Origin of the sequence: Gilliamella sp. B2969 (genome assembly GCF_026536195.1) — a bacterium.
GTDB lineage: Bacteria > Pseudomonadota > Gammaproteobacteria > Enterobacterales > Orbaceae > Gilliamella.
Genome location: NZ_JAFNOP010000004.1, coordinates 199638 through 218230, shown reverse-complemented (window position 1 = coordinate 218230; position 18593 = coordinate 199638). Strand labels below are relative to the sequence as shown.

At 35.6% G+C, this 18593-nt stretch carries 17 protein-coding genes; 15 read left to right on the top strand and 2 right to left on the bottom strand.

Annotated elements, in window-relative coordinates; all coding sequences use genetic code 11:
- Positions 1 to 470 precede the first annotated feature (470 nt).
- The 11 genes from ptrA to J3U66_RS05240 all read left to right on the top strand — a co-directional run bounded on the left by ptrA (position 471) and on the right by J3U66_RS05240 (position 13851).
- Positions 471 to 3344, top strand: a complete 2874-nt coding sequence (gene ptrA / locus J3U66_RS05290) for a pitrilysin (protein ID WP_267344852.1) — start codon at positions 471 to 473, stop codon at positions 3342 to 3344.
- A gap of 100 nt (positions 3345 to 3444) precedes the next feature.
- Positions 3445 to 4317: a helix-turn-helix domain-containing protein gene (locus J3U66_RS05285; RefSeq protein ID WP_267332486.1), complete on the top strand. Its 873-nt coding sequence runs from the start codon at positions 3445 to 3447 to the stop codon at positions 4315 to 4317.
- Positions 4318 to 4336: 19 nt separating this feature from the next.
- The gene (aroA, locus tag J3U66_RS05280; protein WP_416379533.1) at positions 4337 to 5620 is read left to right on the top strand and encodes a 3-phosphoshikimate 1-carboxyvinyltransferase; all 1284 of its coding nucleotides are present in this window, start codon (positions 4337 to 4339) and stop codon (positions 5618 to 5620) included.
- Position 5621: 1 nt separating this feature from the next.
- The gene (gene cmk, locus J3U66_RS05275; RefSeq protein WP_267332488.1) at positions 5622 to 6302 is read left to right on the top strand and encodes a (d)CMP kinase; all 681 of its coding nucleotides are present in this window, start codon (positions 5622 to 5624) and stop codon (positions 6300 to 6302) included.
- A 110-nt stretch (positions 6303 to 6412) separates the two neighbouring features.
- Entirely contained in the window at positions 6413 to 8095 is a 1683-nt protein-coding gene (gene rpsA, locus J3U66_RS05270) for a 30S ribosomal protein S1 (RefSeq protein ID WP_065634839.1), read from the top strand.
- A gap of 99 nt (positions 8096 to 8194) precedes the next feature.
- Entirely contained in the window at positions 8195 to 8485 is a 291-nt protein-coding gene (gene ihfB, locus J3U66_RS05265) for an integration host factor subunit beta (protein WP_065634838.1), read from the top strand.
- A 364-nt stretch (positions 8486 to 8849) separates the two neighbouring features.
- Positions 8850 to 11093, top strand: a complete 2244-nt coding sequence (locus J3U66_RS05260) for a DNA internalization-related competence protein ComEC/Rec2 (RefSeq protein ID WP_267348271.1) — start codon at positions 8850 to 8852, stop codon at positions 11091 to 11093.
- An 82-nt stretch (positions 11094 to 11175) separates the two neighbouring features.
- Positions 11176 to 12183: a tetraacyldisaccharide 4'-kinase gene (gene lpxK / locus J3U66_RS05255; RefSeq protein ID WP_416379534.1), complete on the top strand. Its 1008-nt coding sequence runs from the start codon at positions 11176 to 11178 to the stop codon at positions 12181 to 12183.
- A 3-nt stretch (positions 12184 to 12186) separates the two neighbouring features.
- A complete protein-coding gene (locus J3U66_RS05250; protein WP_267332491.1) occupies positions 12187 to 12372 on the top strand; it encodes a Trm112 family protein in 186 nt (61 codons plus the stop codon).
- Positions 12373 to 12391: 19 nt separating this feature from the next.
- On the top strand, positions 12392 to 13159 hold the full coding sequence (gene kdsB, locus J3U66_RS05245) for a 3-deoxy-manno-octulosonate cytidylyltransferase (RefSeq protein WP_065634835.1): 768 nt from the start codon (positions 12392 to 12394) through the stop codon (positions 13157 to 13159).
- Complete coding sequence (locus tag J3U66_RS05240; RefSeq protein ID WP_267332492.1) at positions 13159 to 13851, top strand: DUF2461 domain-containing protein; 693 nt, start codon at positions 13159 to 13161, stop codon at positions 13849 to 13851. Before kdsB ends, J3U66_RS05240 begins: the two co-directional genes overlap by 1 nt.
- Before the next feature lie 88 nt (positions 13852 to 13939).
- Here J3U66_RS05240 and J3U66_RS05235 read toward each other — a convergent pair whose 3' ends face one another.
- Positions 13940 to 14602: a MarC family NAAT transporter gene (locus tag J3U66_RS05235; protein ID WP_267332493.1), complete on the bottom strand. Its 663-nt coding sequence runs from the start codon at positions 14600 to 14602 to the stop codon at positions 13940 to 13942.
- 103 nt (positions 14603 to 14705) lie between these two features.
- Positions 14706 to 15224 (bottom strand): single-stranded DNA-binding protein, encoded by a 519-nt coding sequence (locus J3U66_RS05230; protein ID WP_267332494.1) that lies wholly within the window; start codon positions 15222 to 15224, stop codon positions 14706 to 14708.
- Between the two features lie 212 nt (positions 15225 to 15436).
- On the opposite strand from J3U66_RS05230, the gene corA reads away from it, so the two are divergent.
- The 4 genes from corA (at position 15437) to J3U66_RS05210 (ending at position 18585) form a co-directional block, all read left to right on the top strand.
- Positions 15437 to 16378, top strand: a complete 942-nt coding sequence (gene corA, locus J3U66_RS05225) for a magnesium/cobalt transporter CorA (RefSeq protein WP_065634831.1) — start codon at positions 15437 to 15439, stop codon at positions 16376 to 16378.
- 556 nt (positions 16379 to 16934) lie between these two features.
- Complete coding sequence (locus J3U66_RS05220) at positions 16935 to 17906, top strand: glucokinase (protein ID WP_267332495.1); 972 nt, start codon at positions 16935 to 16937, stop codon at positions 17904 to 17906.
- Positions 17907 to 17917: 11 nt separating this feature from the next.
- The gene (locus tag J3U66_RS05215) at positions 17918 to 18166 is read left to right on the top strand and encodes a YcgL domain-containing protein (RefSeq protein ID WP_267348270.1); all 249 of its coding nucleotides are present in this window, start codon (positions 17918 to 17920) and stop codon (positions 18164 to 18166) included.
- The gene (locus J3U66_RS05210) at positions 18163 to 18585 is read left to right on the top strand and encodes a YcgN family cysteine cluster protein (protein ID WP_267332496.1); all 423 of its coding nucleotides are present in this window, start codon (positions 18163 to 18165) and stop codon (positions 18583 to 18585) included. The genes J3U66_RS05215 and J3U66_RS05210 overlap by 4 nt, the downstream gene beginning before the upstream one ends.
- The last annotated feature ends 8 nt before the right edge of the window (positions 18586 to 18593 follow it).

Sequence of the window (18593 nt, the reverse complement as noted above, 5' to 3'; positions counted from 1 at the left end):
ACTTTGATGACTCAATTTATTGCAATAACATGGCTGACCAGTTGACTGTCAACATTTACGACAAGATTTAAAGTGCCTGATTTTTAGATAAATAGTCGACCAAGAAAATCAAGATCGATTACGTTGTAATTGACTCGTTTTTCTATCTCAATCCAATATTGTTATTGAACGCAACTTTTGACTTAGTTGATGACTTACATTTAACCAAACCGTTTTTAATCTAGTCATGTCGTCAAAAATGTGGTGAGTAAATTGCCCTAATAGATTAGTGATACATTGTGCTTTCATATTATGAATTACTAGATTATCTTTTAGTTAAGATAGATAATAGAAAACTTACACCTCAATTTTTAATCAGATAAATTTATAGGATTAAATTTTTGAAAAAATTACTAGAAACTGCTGTCAGTTTTCTTTTTTAGTAATTTATTAAATTCATCATAGAATATGACATTTTAGGCGGAGAATATATGCATAAGATAAAAATAACGCTCTTAATTGTGCTAGCTTTTTTTTACTTCAATTCCTCTTTTGCGATTGAAAATAAACTTTCACATCCCGTTTTATTAGAAAAGGTTCAACAAAGTGATCGCGATAATCGCCAATACGAAGTCATCGAACTAGCCAATAAAATGCGTGTATTATTAGTATCCGATCCTAAAGCTGTGAAATCATTAGCCTCGCTCGCCTTACCTGTTGGCTCTTTACAAGATCCTGCCGATCAACAAGGTTTAGCTCACTATACCGAACATATGGTCTTGATGGGGTCTAAAAAGTATCCTGAACCCGCTAGTTTTTCTCAATTCTTAAATCGCCATGCGGGTAGTTATAATGCGAGTACTGCTTCATATAGAACTGCATTTTATTTTGAGGTGGAAAATGGCGCATTTAATCATGCGTTAGATTATTTAGCTCAAGCGATTGCTAATCCTGTTTTAGATCCAAAATTTGCAGATAAAGAGCGAAATGCCGTTAATGCTGAACTGACAATGGCCAGATCGAATGATGGTTTTCGTATTGGACAAGTTGATTCTGAAACAATTAATCAAAAGCACCCTGCGTCACAATTTTCAGGGGGAAATTTAGAAACGCTAAGTGATAAATCAACGAGTAAATTACACGATGCGTTAGTTAATTTTCATAATAATTATTACTCAGCTAACATTATGGTCGGGGTTGTTTATAGCAATCAATCTATTAATAAATTGGCAAAACTTGCTGAAACTACTTTTGGTCAAATTCCTAATAAAAATATTCAAGCCCCAAAAGTTGATCAAACCGCTATGCCAAGTGACGTATTAGCTAAACAAATTACTATGTTACCCGCTCAGCCTAAAAAATTGATGCTTTTACAATTTCCAATTGAAAATAATTTAGTTAAATTTGCCGATAAAAGTGATGAATATATTGCTTATTTAATTAGCAATCGTAGTCAAAACACATTGTCAGAACAATTACAAAAGCAAGGATTGATTGAAAACATTAGTGCATCAAGCGATCCTATTCGTTATGGTAATAGTGGTGTTTTGAGCATTAATGTAAGTTTGACTGATGACGGCCTTGCTCAAAAAGATAAAGTGATAGCGGCTATTTTCAATTACTTACAATTAATACAAAAAGATGGGGTAAAGGATACTTATTACGAAGAACTTAAAAAAGTATTAGCACTTGAATTTAAATACCAAGATATTGAACGAGATATGTCTTATGTTGAATGGCTATCAGATCAGATGTTGCTTTATCCAATCCAAAATATTTTAAACGCTGACTTTATTGCATCGCATTTTGATAAAGATGCGATAGTAAACCGTTTAAAGAGCCTAACGCCAGATAATGCTAGAATTTGGACCATTGCACCAAATCAACCTACCGATAAAGTTGCCTATTTTGTTGAAGCACCTTATAAAATTGATGCTATAACTAGTGAACAAAAATCAAATTGGTCGAATTTAGCAAAAAGCTTTTCGTTTACTTTACCTGAACTCAATCCTTATATTCCAGATGATTTTACGATTGTTAACCCAAATAGCAATCAATCTGAGCCTTTAGAATTTAATAAGCGCGGTAATCATATCCATTTTGTTAGCCAATATTTTGGTCAAGAACCTAAAGCCGCAATTGTCGTTTCATTACGTAATGATCAAGCTTTTAGTGATGCTAAATCTCAAGTTGCGTTTGATTTGCTCGATTATCTTGTTAGTCGTAATCTAGCACAACTTCAATTCCAAGCTAATGTGGCTGGTATTGAATTGTCGACTAGCCGTGATAATGGTTTGATGGTGACAGCTGATGGTTTTAATCAGCACCTTCCCGAAATGGTATTAGCGGTACTTAATCGGTATCAGCAAATAATTGTTGATGAACAAAGTTTAGCCTTAGCTAAATCGTGGTATATCCAAAAATTAGATGCAATTGAGCATGCGAATAGTTATCAGTTAGCCGCCAATCCTGTCAATGCATTGTCTGTATTACCTCACTACTATGAACGTAATTTAAGAAGACAAATCACAGCAGATATCAGTGTTAACGATATTGTAGCTTATCGTGATGCGCTAATGACGCATTCAGTTCCTTATATGCTAAGTTTAGGTAATTTATCGAATCAACGCTCGTTAGATCTTTATCATAAAATTCAAGAAAAATTTGCGTCTAACGCTCAATTTACACCAATTGATAACCTTAAAATAAATGCACCATTAACAGCACGCATTACTCAAACGGCGAAAGCAACTGATAATGCTTTAATGATGAGCTATATTCCGACTAATTATGATCGAAATTCGAGCCGCATCTTGAGTTATACGCTTTCGAAGATTATATCGCCTTGGTTTTTCGATCAATTACGATCTAATGAACAGTTAGGTTATGCCGTTTTTGCTGTATCAATGTCAGTAGGCGATTCTTCAGGTATTAGCTTTATTATACAAAGTAATCAATACGACCCAGCCTATTTGCTAGGACGTTATCAGCATTTCTATCCAATTATGCTGCAAAAATTACAAGCATTATCCAAAAATGATATAGAGCAATATAAAAAGGCGGTGCTTGAGGAATTGACAATGCCACCTCAAACGTTAAATGAAGAATTAGAACGCTATCTGGCTGATTATCGTTTATCGAATTTTTCGTTTGATTCACGCGATAAGAAAATAGCCGAAGTGAAAAAAATTGATAAGCAAGACTTAATTGATTTTTATAATAACGCTATTGTTAAACAAAAAGGTTTGGTGTTTGCTTCGCAAGTATTAGGGCAAGCGTCACAAGCTTCGAAAAAACCTGAAGCGATTACTGAATATACTGAATTTGCAGATGCATCAAACTTACAAGATGTTTTGCTAAAATAGTTGACTAAAATGTGGATGTTACCTTAAACATTTTTAGCGAAAATTGGCATTGTTATCACCTTGTGATACACTGCCAAGATTCGAATATTTTGAGTCAATTATGATTAGTGAAGCAATTGATTATTTGGCAATAGGGCAGCGATTACGCGCTTATCGTATTGCCGCCTCACTTAAAGCCGAAGATGTAGCTGAGAGTTTAAGAATTTCAAGAGCTGCAGTTTATCGCTTAGAAAAAGGTGAAATCGTTAAAATTGAAACATTAGAGCGATTAGCACTATTGTTAGACACTTCTTTAGCGAGCCTACTTGGTATTGATACGGAATATTATTCAAGTGGCGAAGGGTTTTTTGAACGTATGCGTCAGTTGGAAGAACAATCAACCCATATTTATTCACACTTTGATCCCTTCTCTTTTTTGCTAACTTCACCACACTATTTATCGCATTTGGCCATGATGCTTGAGGAGTCTGGTGAAGCGATTGATTCAGATAAATATGCGGTGAGTTTATCAATTTTGAAACATCGTAAAACGCAATTTTATCAGTCTGTTCCTAAAGTGATTAATTTAATTAGTTTACGCAATGTTGAGCGTTTTTTGCATATTGGTTTAGTCGGTAATTTAACCATTTCGCCGGGGAAAAAATCGGAAAGAATGTTATTAGCACGTCAAGAAGTTTATCATTTAATTGAACTTTTAGAACACCAATCTTATGCGCCAACAATTGCTATTACTGAGCAGGCTATTCCGTCAATAGCTTTTCAAATCTTTTATCAAGATCAAAATCCGATCTCTTTAGCGATGAGTCCATTTCGTTTGGGGGAATTACCCAATGTGACAACGGGTATTGCTTCAATTACTTCATCATTTGATGCAATCAAGCGATATCGTTCTTTATTTGATAAATTATGGCAAAATAGTGCTAAAGATAAGCAAGCTATAGATTTGTTAAAAGCGACGCTAGAAAAATTTTAAAAAATATTTATAGAGAGTGATTATGTTATCTATAACATTACAACCGATAAAAAAAATTAATGGGACAATCAATTTACCTGGGTCAAAAAGTGTCTCTAATCGAGCATTACTATTATCCGCACTGAGTAAAGGTAATACCCGTTTGACCAATTTGCTTGATAGTGATGATGTCCGTTACATGCTTGATGCTTTAAAGGCTTTAGGTATTAAATATCAACTATCTGATGATCGTACTATTTGTGATATTCAGGGCATCGGTCGTCACTTGCAAGTGACTTACCCTTTGGAATTGTTTCTGGGAAATGCTGGCACAGCGATGCGTCCATTAACAGCGGCATTATGTTTGGGTAACAATAATATTATATTAACAGGCGAACCTCGTATGAAAGAGCGCCCAATAGGGCATTTAGTGGATGCTTTACGTCAAGGTGGTGCTAAAATTGACTATCTTGAAAACGAAGGTTACCCGCCACTGCATATTCATGGTGGTTTTAGCGGGGGTAATATCAACGTTGATGGAACGGTTTCAAGTCAGTTTTTAACCGCTTTATTAATGACTGCACCGCTAGCGGATAAAGATACCGAAATTACCATTATTGGTGATTTAGTTTCGAAACCTTATATTGATATTACAATCAAAATGATGGCAATTTTTGGTGTCACAGTTACCAATCATGATTATCAAAAATTTACCATTAAAGCCAAACAATGTTATCAATCTCCTGGCAATTATTTAGTCGAAGGTGATGCTTCGTCCGCTTCTTATTTTTTAGCCGCAGCGGCAATTAAAGGCGGTACGGTGCGTGTTACCGGTATAGGTAAAAAAAGTTTACAAGGCGACACCCAATTTGCACATGTACTTGAAAAAATGGGTGCTAAAGTGATTTGGGCAGATGATTATATTGAATGTACTCGGGGGGAATTAAACGGTATTGATATGGACATGAACCATATTCCCGATGCAGCAATGACTATTGCCACGACTGCTTTATTTGCCAAAGGATCGACGACAATTCGTAATATTTACAATTGGCGAGTGAAAGAAACCGATCGCTTATATGCGATGGCAACTGAACTGCGGAAGGTTGGAGCTACGGTTGAAGAGGGACCTGATTATATTACTATCGTTCCGCCTGCAAAATTAACGCATGCTAAAATCGAAACCTATAACGATCATCGCATTGCAATGTGTTTTTCGTTAGTTGCACTATCCGATACGCCGGTGACCATATTAGATCCTAAATGCACTATGAAAACTTTTCCAGACTACTTTGAACAATTTGAACGATTAAGCGAATATTAATATGATTAAAACTGTTCCCGTCATTGCCATTGATGGACCTAGTGGCGTAGGTAAAGGCACATTATGCCAAGCATTAGCTAATCATTTTAATTGGCACCTTTTAGATTCGGGGGCTATTTATCGAGTATTGGCATTTTCAGCCTTGCAACAAAACATCGCACTTGATGATGAAAGTCAGCTTGTTAAATTGGCGTTAAATCTGCCTTTAACCTTCGATTCTACGGGGGCTGAAGTAAAAGTTTTATTACAGAATAACGATGTCACTAACGCTATCCGTACTGAACAAACAGGCGGAGCCGCATCAAAAGTCGCTTCGTTAAGTCAAGTGAGAGTTGCATTATTACAACGACAACGAGATTTTAAACAGGCTCCGGGCTTGATTGCTGATGGTCGCGATATGGGAACTGTCGTATTCCCAGATGCACCAGTCAAAATCTTTCTCGATGCCAGTGCGCAATCTCGAGCAGAAAGAAGAATGAAACAGTTGCAAGATAAGCAAAATCATGCTAAATTCGCCGAAATTTTGCAGGAAATAACAGCGCGTGATGAGCGTGATCGCAATCGAGCCGTTGCGCCGTTAAAACCTGCTGTTGATGCACTTATAATTGATACCACATCACTTTCTATTCAAGATGTTTTTAATCAATCTATTAAGTATATAAACCAAAAACTCGGGCAATAAATTTATTTATTGCTTGAACCAAGCTCCACAAAAGGATAGGTGGAGTTCCGTAAACAACCCCACAAGACATGATGTAATGTGGACGTTAATATTAATTTAAGTATATAAATATGACTGAATCTTTTGCTCAACTCTTTGAAGAGTCTTTAAATCAACTAGACACTCGTTCTGGTAATATGATCCGTGGTACTGTCGTTGCAATCGACAAAGATGTCGTTTTAGTTGATGCTGGTTTAAAATCTGAATCAGCAATTCCAGTAGAGCAGTTTAAAAATGCCCAAGGCGAATTAGAAGTTCAAGTCGGTGACGTTGTTGACGTTGTGCTTGACTCAATTGAAGATGGCTTTGGTGAAACAATCTTATCTCGTGAAAAAGCTAAACGTCATGAAGCGTGGCTGACACTAGAAAAAGCAGTTGAAGATGCTGCAACAGTTTTAGGTGTTATCAATGGTAAAGTTAAAGGTGGCTTTACGGTTGATCTTAATGGCGTGCGTGCGTTCCTTCCTGGTTCACTTGTTGACGTTCGCCCATTACGCGATACTTCACATATTGAAAATCGCGAAATTGAATTAAAAGTTATTAAATTAGATCAAAAACGTAACAACGTTGTTGTTTCACGTCGTGCCGTTATCGAATCTGAAAATAGCGCAGAAAGAGAACAACTTCTTGAAAATCTACAAGAAGGTTCAGAAGTTAAAGGTATCATTAAGAATCTTACTGATTACGGTGCATTCGTTGATCTTGGTGGGGTTGATGGTTTACTTCACATCACTGATATGGCTTGGAAACGTGTTAAACATCCAAGTGAAGTGGTTGAAGTGGGTCAAGAATTACTTGTTAAAGTGCTTAAATTCGATAAAGATCGTTCACGTGTTTCTCTTGGCTTAAAACAATTAGGCGAAGATCCATGGGTTTCAATCGCTAAACGTTACCCAGAAGGAACAAAAGTAACAGGTAAAGTAACTAACTTAACTGATTACGGTTGTTTTGTTGAAATTGAAACAGGTGTTGAAGGTTTAGTACACGTTTCTGAAATGGATTGGACAAACAAAAACATTCACCCATCTAAAGTGGTTAGCTTAGGTGATGTGGTTGAAGTTGTTGTTCTTGAAATTGATGAAGAACGTCGTCGTATCTCTTTAGGTCTTAAACAATGTAAACCAAACCCATGGTTACAATTTGCTGAATCACACAATAAAGGTGATAAAGTTAGCGGTAAGATCAAATCAATCACTGACTTTGGTATCTTCATTGGTTTAGATGGCGGTATTGATGGTTTAGTTCATCTTTCAGATATCTCTTGGAATATGCCTGGCGAAGAAGCGGTTAAAGCTTATAAGAAAGGTGACGATATCGAAGCGGTTGTGTTACAAGTTGACGCAGAGCGCGAACGTATTTCTTTAGGTATTAAACAATTAGAAGATGATCCTTTCAATAATTTTGCTGCAAACTATAAAAAAGGCACTATTGTTAAAGGTAAAGTAACTGCTGTCGATGCTAAAGGTGCAACTATCGAAATTGCTGATGGTATTGAAGGTTACTTAAAAGCTCAAGATATTGCTCGTGAACGTATTGAAGATGCAACTACTGCACTGAAAGTTGGTGACGAAGTTGAAGCTAAGATTGTTAATATCGATCGTAAGTCTCGTGCGATTTCATTATCAGTACGCGCTAAAGATGAAGCTGATGAAAAAGAAGCACTTGCTGCTGTAAATAATACTGCAACTCAAGAAGAAGCATCATTTACTAATGCAATGGCTGAAGCTTTCAAAGCTGCTTCAAAAACTGAGTAAAAATTGTTTATGTAAAGAGTAAAGAGGGCTTGCCCTCTTTTTCTTTTGTGGTATAAAATAAATCAGTTATTTACCACACAAAATAAATTAGGAGTGACCATGAACAGATCAGATTTAGCCGAAAAGATAGTTAACTGGCGGACACACCTTCCTGTACAACTAGTTGATGATGCTGTAAGAGATATTATCGAACAGATCGCTTTAGCTATGGAAAGTAATGATCGTGTTGAAATTCGAGGTTTTGGTAGTTTTAGTTTGAACTATCGCGCCCCACGTAAAGCGAGAAATCCTAGAACAGGTGGTAATGTTGAAGTTAAACATAAATATATCCCTCATTTCAAACCGGGTAAAGAATTACGTGAACGAGTTAATAATGCTGCCAAAGCATAAGTTTGCATAATATTACAAAAAAACCTTTGACTAAAATCAAAGGTTTTTTTATTTATAACAATTCGGATATTTATCAATCAATGCTTGCAGCACCATTCTAGATTATCGACACCTCCTCTTTAGCTGTGATTCGTATTAACGTAAAAAATAAGTTTAGCTGAAAATCAGTTTAGTTTTGTAAAAGTTTTTCAACTAATTAATAAAATGGAAGCAACCTCTAGAAATTAGCAAATGGAATATTTTGAGAAAACAGTTATGTGATAGTTTGATAGCTAATCAAAATTAACCCTATCCAAAATCAATGCGGCAACTTTTTTCACTGGATCTATTAGCAATAATTTTTTCTTTAGGTTGTTTGCCACTTATGTTTTTACCTTCATTACCTTCTTATGAACAGTGGTATATGCTGGCTATTGTTCTTATTACTTTTATTTTGATTGTTCCATCAACGTTTTATCGCTTTACAATAATGATTGCGGTATTAATCCTTAGCTTTTTATGGTCTACTGCTTATAGTCATCAATATTTATCAAATGTTGAACCTTATATCGATAAGACCTTGATTGTGCAAGCTAAAGTCGAAACAATTGATGTTCAAGCCGACAATATAACAGAACCGTATTACATAAAATTTGCCCTAATCAATTCTGACCAGCATTATTTGTCTTTTAATCCAACTATTTCAGTCTATTGGGATCAGCCAATTATTCCTAAGGCCGGTCAAATTTGGCAACTTACGTTGAAAACCAAAGTTAGCCAAGGTTATTTGAATGAAGGGGGTTTTGATAGTCAACGCTTTGCAATTGCCAATAGGCGCCTGTTATCAGCAAAATTAAAACAAGCTAAATTACTTGATGATAAGCGTAATGTTAGACAAGTTATAGCAGATTACGCTTTACCCTATATTAATCTATGTGTTTACCGAGGAATCCTGATTGCGCTTGCTTTTGGCGAACGCACACAAATAAGTGGTGAAGATCGCCTAATAATGATGCAAACCGGTATAGCTCATTTAATGGCAATATCCGGTATGCATATTCTGTTAGTTTTTTATTTTTGCTGCTTTATTGTTAAAACAAGTCTGTTTTTACTTCCAAATCGTTATATACATTATTTTGTACCAATCATAGTTGGTTGGCTAAGTGCATTATTTTATGCTTGGTTAACAGGATTTAATCCGCCAACACTGCGTGCGATATTCGCACTATCAATATGGATATACTTACGCTATCAAAGTTATCATTTAAGTGCTTGGCAAAAAATAAACCGAATTATTGCAATATTACTCTTATTTGATCCGTTGATGATTTTATCAGAAAGTTTTTGGTTATCTTGCTACGCGGTTATCAGTTTACTCTTTCTATCCCAATGGATGCCTTTACCAAACCGTTTTAAACAAAAAAAACGTTGGTATTTAATACGGTTATTGCATCTACAATTTGGCTTAACGTTATTATTATTACCTATACAATTTTTTATTTTTCACGGGATAAGTACTGTTGCATTATTCACGAATTTAATAGCAATTCCACTTATCACACTATGTACCTTTCCTGCTATTTTATTGGCACTATTATTTAGTTTGGTACATTGTTTTTATTTATCCTTGTGGTTTTGCTTTGTTGCAGATAGTTCTCTTAAAGGATTATTTTTATGTTTAAAAGCAATGAATGTATTGTGGTTGACATTACCGGCTAATTTTTATCTACTAAGTTTAATTGGTTGGTTGATGATTATTGTTATTCATACTGAACTTTGGCGTCATTTTTTCGTGACTATATTGTCTATTTTATGCTTAATGATTTCACCTTTTTTTGTCGTTCTTGATTATGTTTGGCGAGTAGACATGTTAGATGTTGGTCATGGACTGGCTATTGTGATTCATAATGGAAAGTCAGCTATTTTGTATGATACGGGTGCTAAATGGGATAAAAATTCAGTAGCAGAGCAGGTCATTATACCGTTTTTATTGCAGCATAATTTAACAGTTGAAGGCATTATCATTAGTCACCAACATAATGATCATATTGGTGGGCTGAATATTTTAAAGCGTACCTATCCAAATGCGTGGTTGATGAGTTCATCATCATCATTGAATAATGATTATTTATGTTTAGCGGGAAATCACATTAGTTGGAACCAGCTTTCATTTAATATTTTATGGCCTAAAAAGCTGGTTAATTATGCGCAAAATAAAGACTCATGTGTGATACAAATAACGGATGGTCGATTCTCGGTATTGTTAACAGGGGATTTAGAACGAACGCAAGAGTATCAGTTAATTGAACAATATGGAGTTAAATTATCTTCAACATTTTTACAAGTTCCCCATCATGGTAGTATGAGCTCATCAAGCTATGCCTTTATAAATCGGGTAAAACCGAAAAGTGCATTGGTGTCGACTTCGCGCTATAATGCTTGGAACTTACCCGCAGATAAGATTACTTTACGTTATCATGAACTTAACTTAGATTATCATGTTACTGCAAGGACAGGTCAAATTAGTCTATTTTTTAATAAATTAACGTGGAATATCAAAACAATGCGGGAACAAGTTCGTCCTAGGTGGTATCATGATTGGCTTGGGTGTTTACCTATTTATGAGTAAAATAATAGCCAATATCGCAATATTTATATTACGTCAAATATAGCAGTAATGGTAACAAAACATAATCAAGTGATAATAAATGATGATTGAAAAATTATGGTATGGTAAAAATAGATTATATTGGTTACTTATTCCTTTTTCTTTGTTGTATGGTTTGATTGTTTTTATTCGTCGCCAGTTATATCGATTCGGTCTTTTAAAATCATGGCATTCACCTGTTCCGATTGTTGTTGTTGGCAATTTATCCGTCGGCGGTAATGGTAAAACCCCTTTCACGATTGGTTTGATTCAAGCTTTACAAGCTAAAGGGTTCCATGTTGGTGTCGTTTCACGGGGATATGGCGGTAACGCTGATTCTTATCCCTTAATTTTAGATAACAATACAACAACAGCCCAAGCGGGTGATGAACCGGTTCTGATTTATCAACGCACTCAGGCGCCTGTTGCGGTAGCACCGAAACGAGTTGATGCGGTCAAAGCTTTATTAAAACACTATCAGTTAGATGTTATTTTGACTGATGATGGCTTACAACATTATGCGCTAGCTCGTAACATAGAAGTTGTTGTAGTCGATGGTAAACGTCAATTTGGCAATGGGTGGTGGATTCCTGCTGGTCCAATGCGAGAGCGACAAAACCGTTTAAGATCAGTCGATGTGATCATCATTAATGGTGATAGCGATAGTCTGTTACCTGAGAAATATCCCAATAAAACTTATACTATGCAATTGGCTCCCAACTGTGCCATTAATTTGCTTACTCAAGAAAAAAAGCCATTATCTTCGTTACAAAATATCTGTGCTATTGCTGGAATTAGCAATCCTAAACGTTTTTTTGATATGTTAACAATGATGAATGCGGATTTAATTAAAACGGTATCCTTTGCTGATCATCAACAATTTACTTTGCCATTGTTAGCAGATATTGCAACTGATCAACAAATCATTTTAATGACAGAAAAAGATGCAGTAAAATGTCAGCAATTTGCATTACCAAATTGGTGGTATCTACCTGTAGATGCCATTATACCTATGCCAGCAATTAACCATATCTGTTCATTATTAGCGGATATAACATCACATAGAGAATAAAATATGAAAGCGCTTCTTCTTAATGCTATTGCATGCCCTAAATGTCACGGCAAATTGCAATATGATAAAGAACATAATCAGCTAATTTGTCAAACTGATAAATTAGTTTTTCCTGTAAAGGATGGTATTCCCGTATTACTTGAAACCGAGGCGATGGCACTGACTCAAGTAAAATTTAATCAAGAATAGAACATTACAAGGATTAGTTATGAATTTTTCTGTTATTATTCCCGCAAGATATGCATCAAGCCGTTTACCTGCAAAACCTTTAGCAGATATACACGGTAAACCGATGATCGTACGAGTGATGGAACAAGCAAAAAAGTCATCGGCAAATCGAGTCATTGTTGCAACCGATCATCAGCAAGTTTTCGAGGTGGTAAAAAAGCATGGTGGAGAAGTGATTCTAACCAGTGATAAACATAACTCGGGGACTGAGCGTCTGGCCGAAGTCATTAATACCTTTCAATTTGCCGATGATGAAGTGATTGTTAATGTTCAAGGTGATGAGCCACTGATTCCCCCTATTATTATTGATCAAGTCGCTGAAAATTTAGTCAAATATAAAACAGGTATGGCTACTTTAGCTGTACCTATTGAGTCGGTTGAAGAAGCGTTTAATACTGGCGCTGTTAAAGTTGTGATGGATAAAGATGGTTATGCGCTCTATTTTTCTCGAGCGACTATTCCTTGGGAGCGAGATCGCTTCGCGAAAGCTAGCAATTTATTCAATCAATCCAGTATTGGTGATTTTTACCTTCGCCACATTGGTATTTATGCTTATCGAGCAGGTTTTATTCGTCAGTATATCAACTGGGCACCTTCTTCACTTGAGCAAATTGAAATGCTTGAACAGCTTAGAGTTCTTTGGTATGGTGAAAAAATTCATGTTGCAGTTGCTAAAGAGTCACCCGCCATTGGTGTTGATACGCAACAAGATTTAGAAAAAGTCAGAGAGTTATTTAAGGAGCAATAATGGCCATATTTAACGGCTTTTCTCAAGCGGGGCTAAATTTTTTACAAGATGCTTGGATTAACAATAGTAAAACCTGGTTTGATGAACATCGTTCTATTTATGATAACGATTTAGTTAAACCATTTAAGTTATTGGTTGAACAATTAACCCCAGAAATGTTAAAAATCGATGAGTGGTTTGAAACCAAGCCAGCGATAGGTAAAACCATATCACGCATTCATCGTGATACTCGATTTTCCAAAGATAAGACATTATATCGAAGTCGATTGTGGCTAACATTTAAACGACCAAATAAGGACTGGAAAGAAGCGCCAGCTTATTTTTTTGAAATTAGTCCGGATAGTTATCAATATGGTTTAGGTTATTATTGTGCATCAAAACAAACTATGGATATTTTTCGAGAAGAGATTGCTAATGATACTGCTAAGTTTTTAGAGATGATTCGTTGCGTCAAAAAACCTTTTGAGTTGGTTGGTGAAAGTTATAAACGACCGCTGGTTAAAGATCAAGATGAAAAGATAGCAACATGGTATAACCGTAAAAGCTTAGCTGTTATGGTAACCAATAATCATATAGCTGATGTATTAGATAGTGATCTGCCAAATAAATTGATAAAAGGATTTAAAAAAATCGTCCCTCTATATGATTATTTAATGCGGGTTGAAATGATCAAAAATATACCTAAACTTTAATTGATGTCAGAACAGTAGGGCATCAACGTGCCCTATGTCTCATTATTCGTCAGTGCTTGGGTTAACTATCTGTATATTATTTAATATGTTAAATATTGGGGAAATTTAATACCAGCTCTTTTACGCCGTTAATGATAAATTGGGTACCGACACAAACTAATAAAAATCCCATAATTCTAGAAGTTGCTTCAATACCACTTTTCCCCATAAATCGCATGATACTGCCAGCACTACGCATACAAAACCATAAAATAATACACAATAATAATGGTACCATTATTGAAGTGGTATAAACAACCCAAGTCGATACGTTGTAACCACCACCTTTAACCGTTGAAGCCATACTAATAATCATCGCAATCGTACCCGGACCAGCAGTACTGGGCATTGCTAATGGGACAAACGCGATATTATTTGATGTTTCTCGTTTTTTTGCATCGGCTTCTAACGTTTTATGAGATGGTTGCTGGGGGAATAGCATTCTAAAACCGATAATACCGACTATCATTCCACCCGCAATACGCAATCCAGGAATTGATATACCAAAAGTATTCATCACTAATTGCCCACCATAAAACGAGACAACCATGATAATAAACACGTAAATACAAGTCATTTTAGACTGATAGTTACGCTCTTCATTGGTCATATCACCGGATAAACCTAATAGTAACACAACAGTCGTTAATGGATTAGTTAATGGTATGAAAAGAATTAGACCAAAGCCAATAGTTTGTATAAGTTCCAGCATATCAATTTCAAGACTTAATAAAAAACATTAAGATAAGTATAATTGAAATTGATAAGATATGATACATGGGCGTAATAAAACGCCCAAAAAATCATTTGGTTGATTAGAAAGGGATATCGTCATCAAAATCCATTGGTGGTTCAGGGGCTTTAGGTTGTGGTGCTGGCGCACTTTGAGCTGCTTGTCGGGTCGACGCTGGCGCTGACGAAAAATTATTTGCGCTTTGTCCCCAATTTTGTGAGCCATCATCAAAGCCTTCGTTACTCGCGCCACGCGATCCCAAAATTTGTAAGGTACCCCCCATAGTATTGATAACTACCTCAGTGGTATACCGATCTGTTCCCGATTGATCTTGCCATTTTCGAGTTTGCAATTGTCCTTCAAGATAAACTTGCGTTCCTTTTCTAATGTATTCGCCAGCAATTTCAGCTAATTTACCAAACACGACAACTCGATGCCATTCAGTGCGATCACGGTTTTCACCGGTTTGTTTATCCTTCCATGATTCTGATGTTGCAACACTAAAATTAGCGACAGCATTACCATTTGGCATGTAACGGACTTCAGGATCTTGTCCTAAATTACCAACTAAAATGACTTTGTTTATTCCTCGATTTGCCATTATAAACTCCTAAAAATTGCATAAAGATTTAATTTCGATATTGTAGCATGAGACAGAAGTAACATCACCGTATTTAATTCAATTATGCGAGCTATTATCCATTTTTAAACATTGAGAAAGATTTGTCTCACCATAGGAATTTCTTATTATAACAGGTATAATGCCACACATTTGTTGTGTAGTGTTCTAAACATATTTTTACTGGAGGCCTTATGATTAATGCGTTTGGACTAAAAAACAAACAGTTAGTGAAAATTAATGAAGGCGATATAAATAATGCGACTTGGGTTGATTTAATTGAGCCAGAAGAAGCCGATCGTGATTTTGTTTTAACCCATTTAGGACAAAACTTAGCAACGAGTATAGAGTTAGATGATATTGAGGCGTCAGCCCGTTTTTTTGAAGATAATGAAGGATTACATGTGCACTCGTTCTTTTTTTATGAAGATGCAGAAGATCGAGCAGGTAATTCTACTGTTGCATTTACAGTCCATAATGGACGTCTTTTTACCTTAAGAGAACGTGATCTTCCTGCGTTTCGTTTATATCGAATGCGGTCACGATATCAGAGCATGATAGACGGTAACCCTTGGGAAGTATTACTCGATCTATTTGAAGTTAAAGTTGAGCAGTTAGCCGATCAGATTGAAAATATCTATAGTGAATTAGAGGAGTTGAGTCTAATTATTATGGATCGCTCTTCACAAGAACATTATGATGAAGCGATTACCTCTTTAGCTGAGTTAGAAGATACCGCATGGAAGGTAAGACTTTGCTTAATGGATAGCCAAAGAGCGGTGAACTACTTAGTTCGACGAGCAAAAATGCCAGTTGATCAGCTAGAACAAGCACGTGAAGTTATTCGTGATATTGAGTCGCTTGTTCCACATAATGAATCCTTGTTCCAAAAAGTAAACTTTTTAATGCAAGCTGCAACTAGCTTTATTAATATAGAACAAAGCCGGATTATCAAGATTTTCTCAGTTGTATCTGTTGTATTTTTACCGCCAACGGTAGTTGCTTCGGCTTACGGAATGAACTTTGAAAACATGCCTGAATTAAAATGGGAATATGGTTATCCATTCTCATTAATATTAATGTTACTTGCTGGCGTTGCACCTTATATCTATTTTAAATTAAAAAAATGGTTATAGATAAAGCATATTGGATATAGTTGGTAATTATTAACTATATTGATTTATTCTCGAGTTATCGCCTTGATGTTAATCAAGGTGAACTAGTTATGCATATACCGATAGTAGAAAGTGTTCATTTTGATGCTTATTATCTATCATTACCGTTCAAACTGTTGGTATGCTTTGACTAAGTTTATGAGTAAAGATTATCAATTAATTTGAAATCAAATAGAGTAAAGGATCACAATTAGTTTATTAGTACTACTTGATAAATAGTATGACCAGTGTTAAACAAGAACGGTCATTTGTACAATGGCTACATTTGAATAACGCCGAATAAAGCGAAATTCAAACAGTTCTTGCTTACTTTTTTAGGCGTACAATAAAATTGCATCGGTAAGAAGCAGCGCATCTTAAAATAACGTTATGTTTCACGCCAAAAATCATTGCTAGCGGTGAGATTTTTAACTTATTTGACTTGCCTTGTAACGAGTAGCTCAAAAATGTTTTAAATACCGATGATTTTGTACGCAGCAATAGGATTTAAACACAATTTGTAATAGAAGGGAATAACATGAGTCAATATGCTTTAGTCACTGATATTGGTGGAACCAATGCCCGTTTTGCGTTGTACGATTTAACCACTAACAAATTATCTGCTATCACAAAAATTCTGATTTCAAAAGATGATGATCTATTAGTTTTGATTAAAAACTATCTTGCTAATCAATCAATCAGTGTCGATATGGCCTGTATTGCAATTGCTTGCCCTATTGATGATACAGATATGGTGAATATGACCAATAATAATTTGTCGTTTTCACGTTCAGCGTTGATTAAAGCATTAAACTTAAAACAACTTGAAGTAATTAATGATTTTACTGCTGTATCGACTTCTATTCCACAATTAACCGATAAAGATTTAGTAAAAATCGGCGGGGATGACGCCGATTTAAATTACCCAATTGCGATTTATGGTGCTGGAACTGGTCTTGGTGTGTCGCATTTAATAAAAGTTAATCAACATTGGATCAGCTTGTCTGGAGAAGGTGGGCATACTGAATTACCAATGACCAATGAGAAAGAAGATCGTCTTTTAGCTGAGTTACGCAAAAAGTTTGGACGCGTATCGTCTGAGCGTTTTTTATCTGGAAATGGTATTGTAAATATATACCAAGCATTATTAAACATTAATAATCAACCTATAGAAGAGATTACGCCAGATGTAATTGTCAAAAAAGCGTTGTCCAATAGTTGTCCACTTTGTTTAGAAACGCTAACCTATTTTTGTACTTTTATGGGACGATTTGGTGGCAATTTAGCATTAACACTGAACACACAAGGTGGCGTTTACATTGCTGGTGGCATCGTACCACGTTTTATCGAGTTTTTTAAATCTTCACCTTTTCGGCATGCTTTTGAAAACAAAGGACGAATGTCGTACTTGGTTAAAAAAATCCCTGTTTATGTCATTACTCATGAAGATCCCGGTCTATTAGGTGCAGGTGTTTATTTACAAAATAGTCTTAATAAAATGAAGGAGTAGGTTCATCGGTTATGATGTGGTGTTATATTTATCGAAGTCCAAAAAAAGAAAATTGTTATTTATATCTGGAAAAGGAGAATGATTTTTCTACTATTCCTGGAAAAGTAATGTCAATTTTTGGTTCACCTGTATTGGTGATGAAAGTATTATTAGACGGTAAACGCCGTTTTGTTGTTGGTACTTCGGATGAAATAGAAGAAAAAATAAAAGCAGATGGTTTTTTCTTACAAATGTTAAAAGAAGATGATTTTAAAGTATGACAGAGCGATTTTGGGAATCTAAAACGTTAGATCAATTAACTGATGCACAATGGGAACAGTTGTGTGACGGCTGTGGTCAGTGCTGTCTTAATAAGTTGATGGATGAGGACACCGAAGAAATCTTGTACACCAATGTTGCTTGTAACTTGCTTGATTCTAATACGTGTCGTTGTAAGCATTATCACAATCGTTTTAAATATGAGCCTGATTGTATTAAGTTAACGCGTGAAAATCTTCTTACGATTGAATGGTTACCGTTAACTTGTTCTTATCGTTACTTTTTACAAACAGGGCAGCTACCCGAATGGCATCCACTCATTACCGGTGATAAAAAGCTTATGCATAAGCTGAAAATATCAGTTAGAAAACGTATTGTGTATGAAAAAGATGTAATTTGTTGGGAAGATCATATTCTATAAAAGGGAGT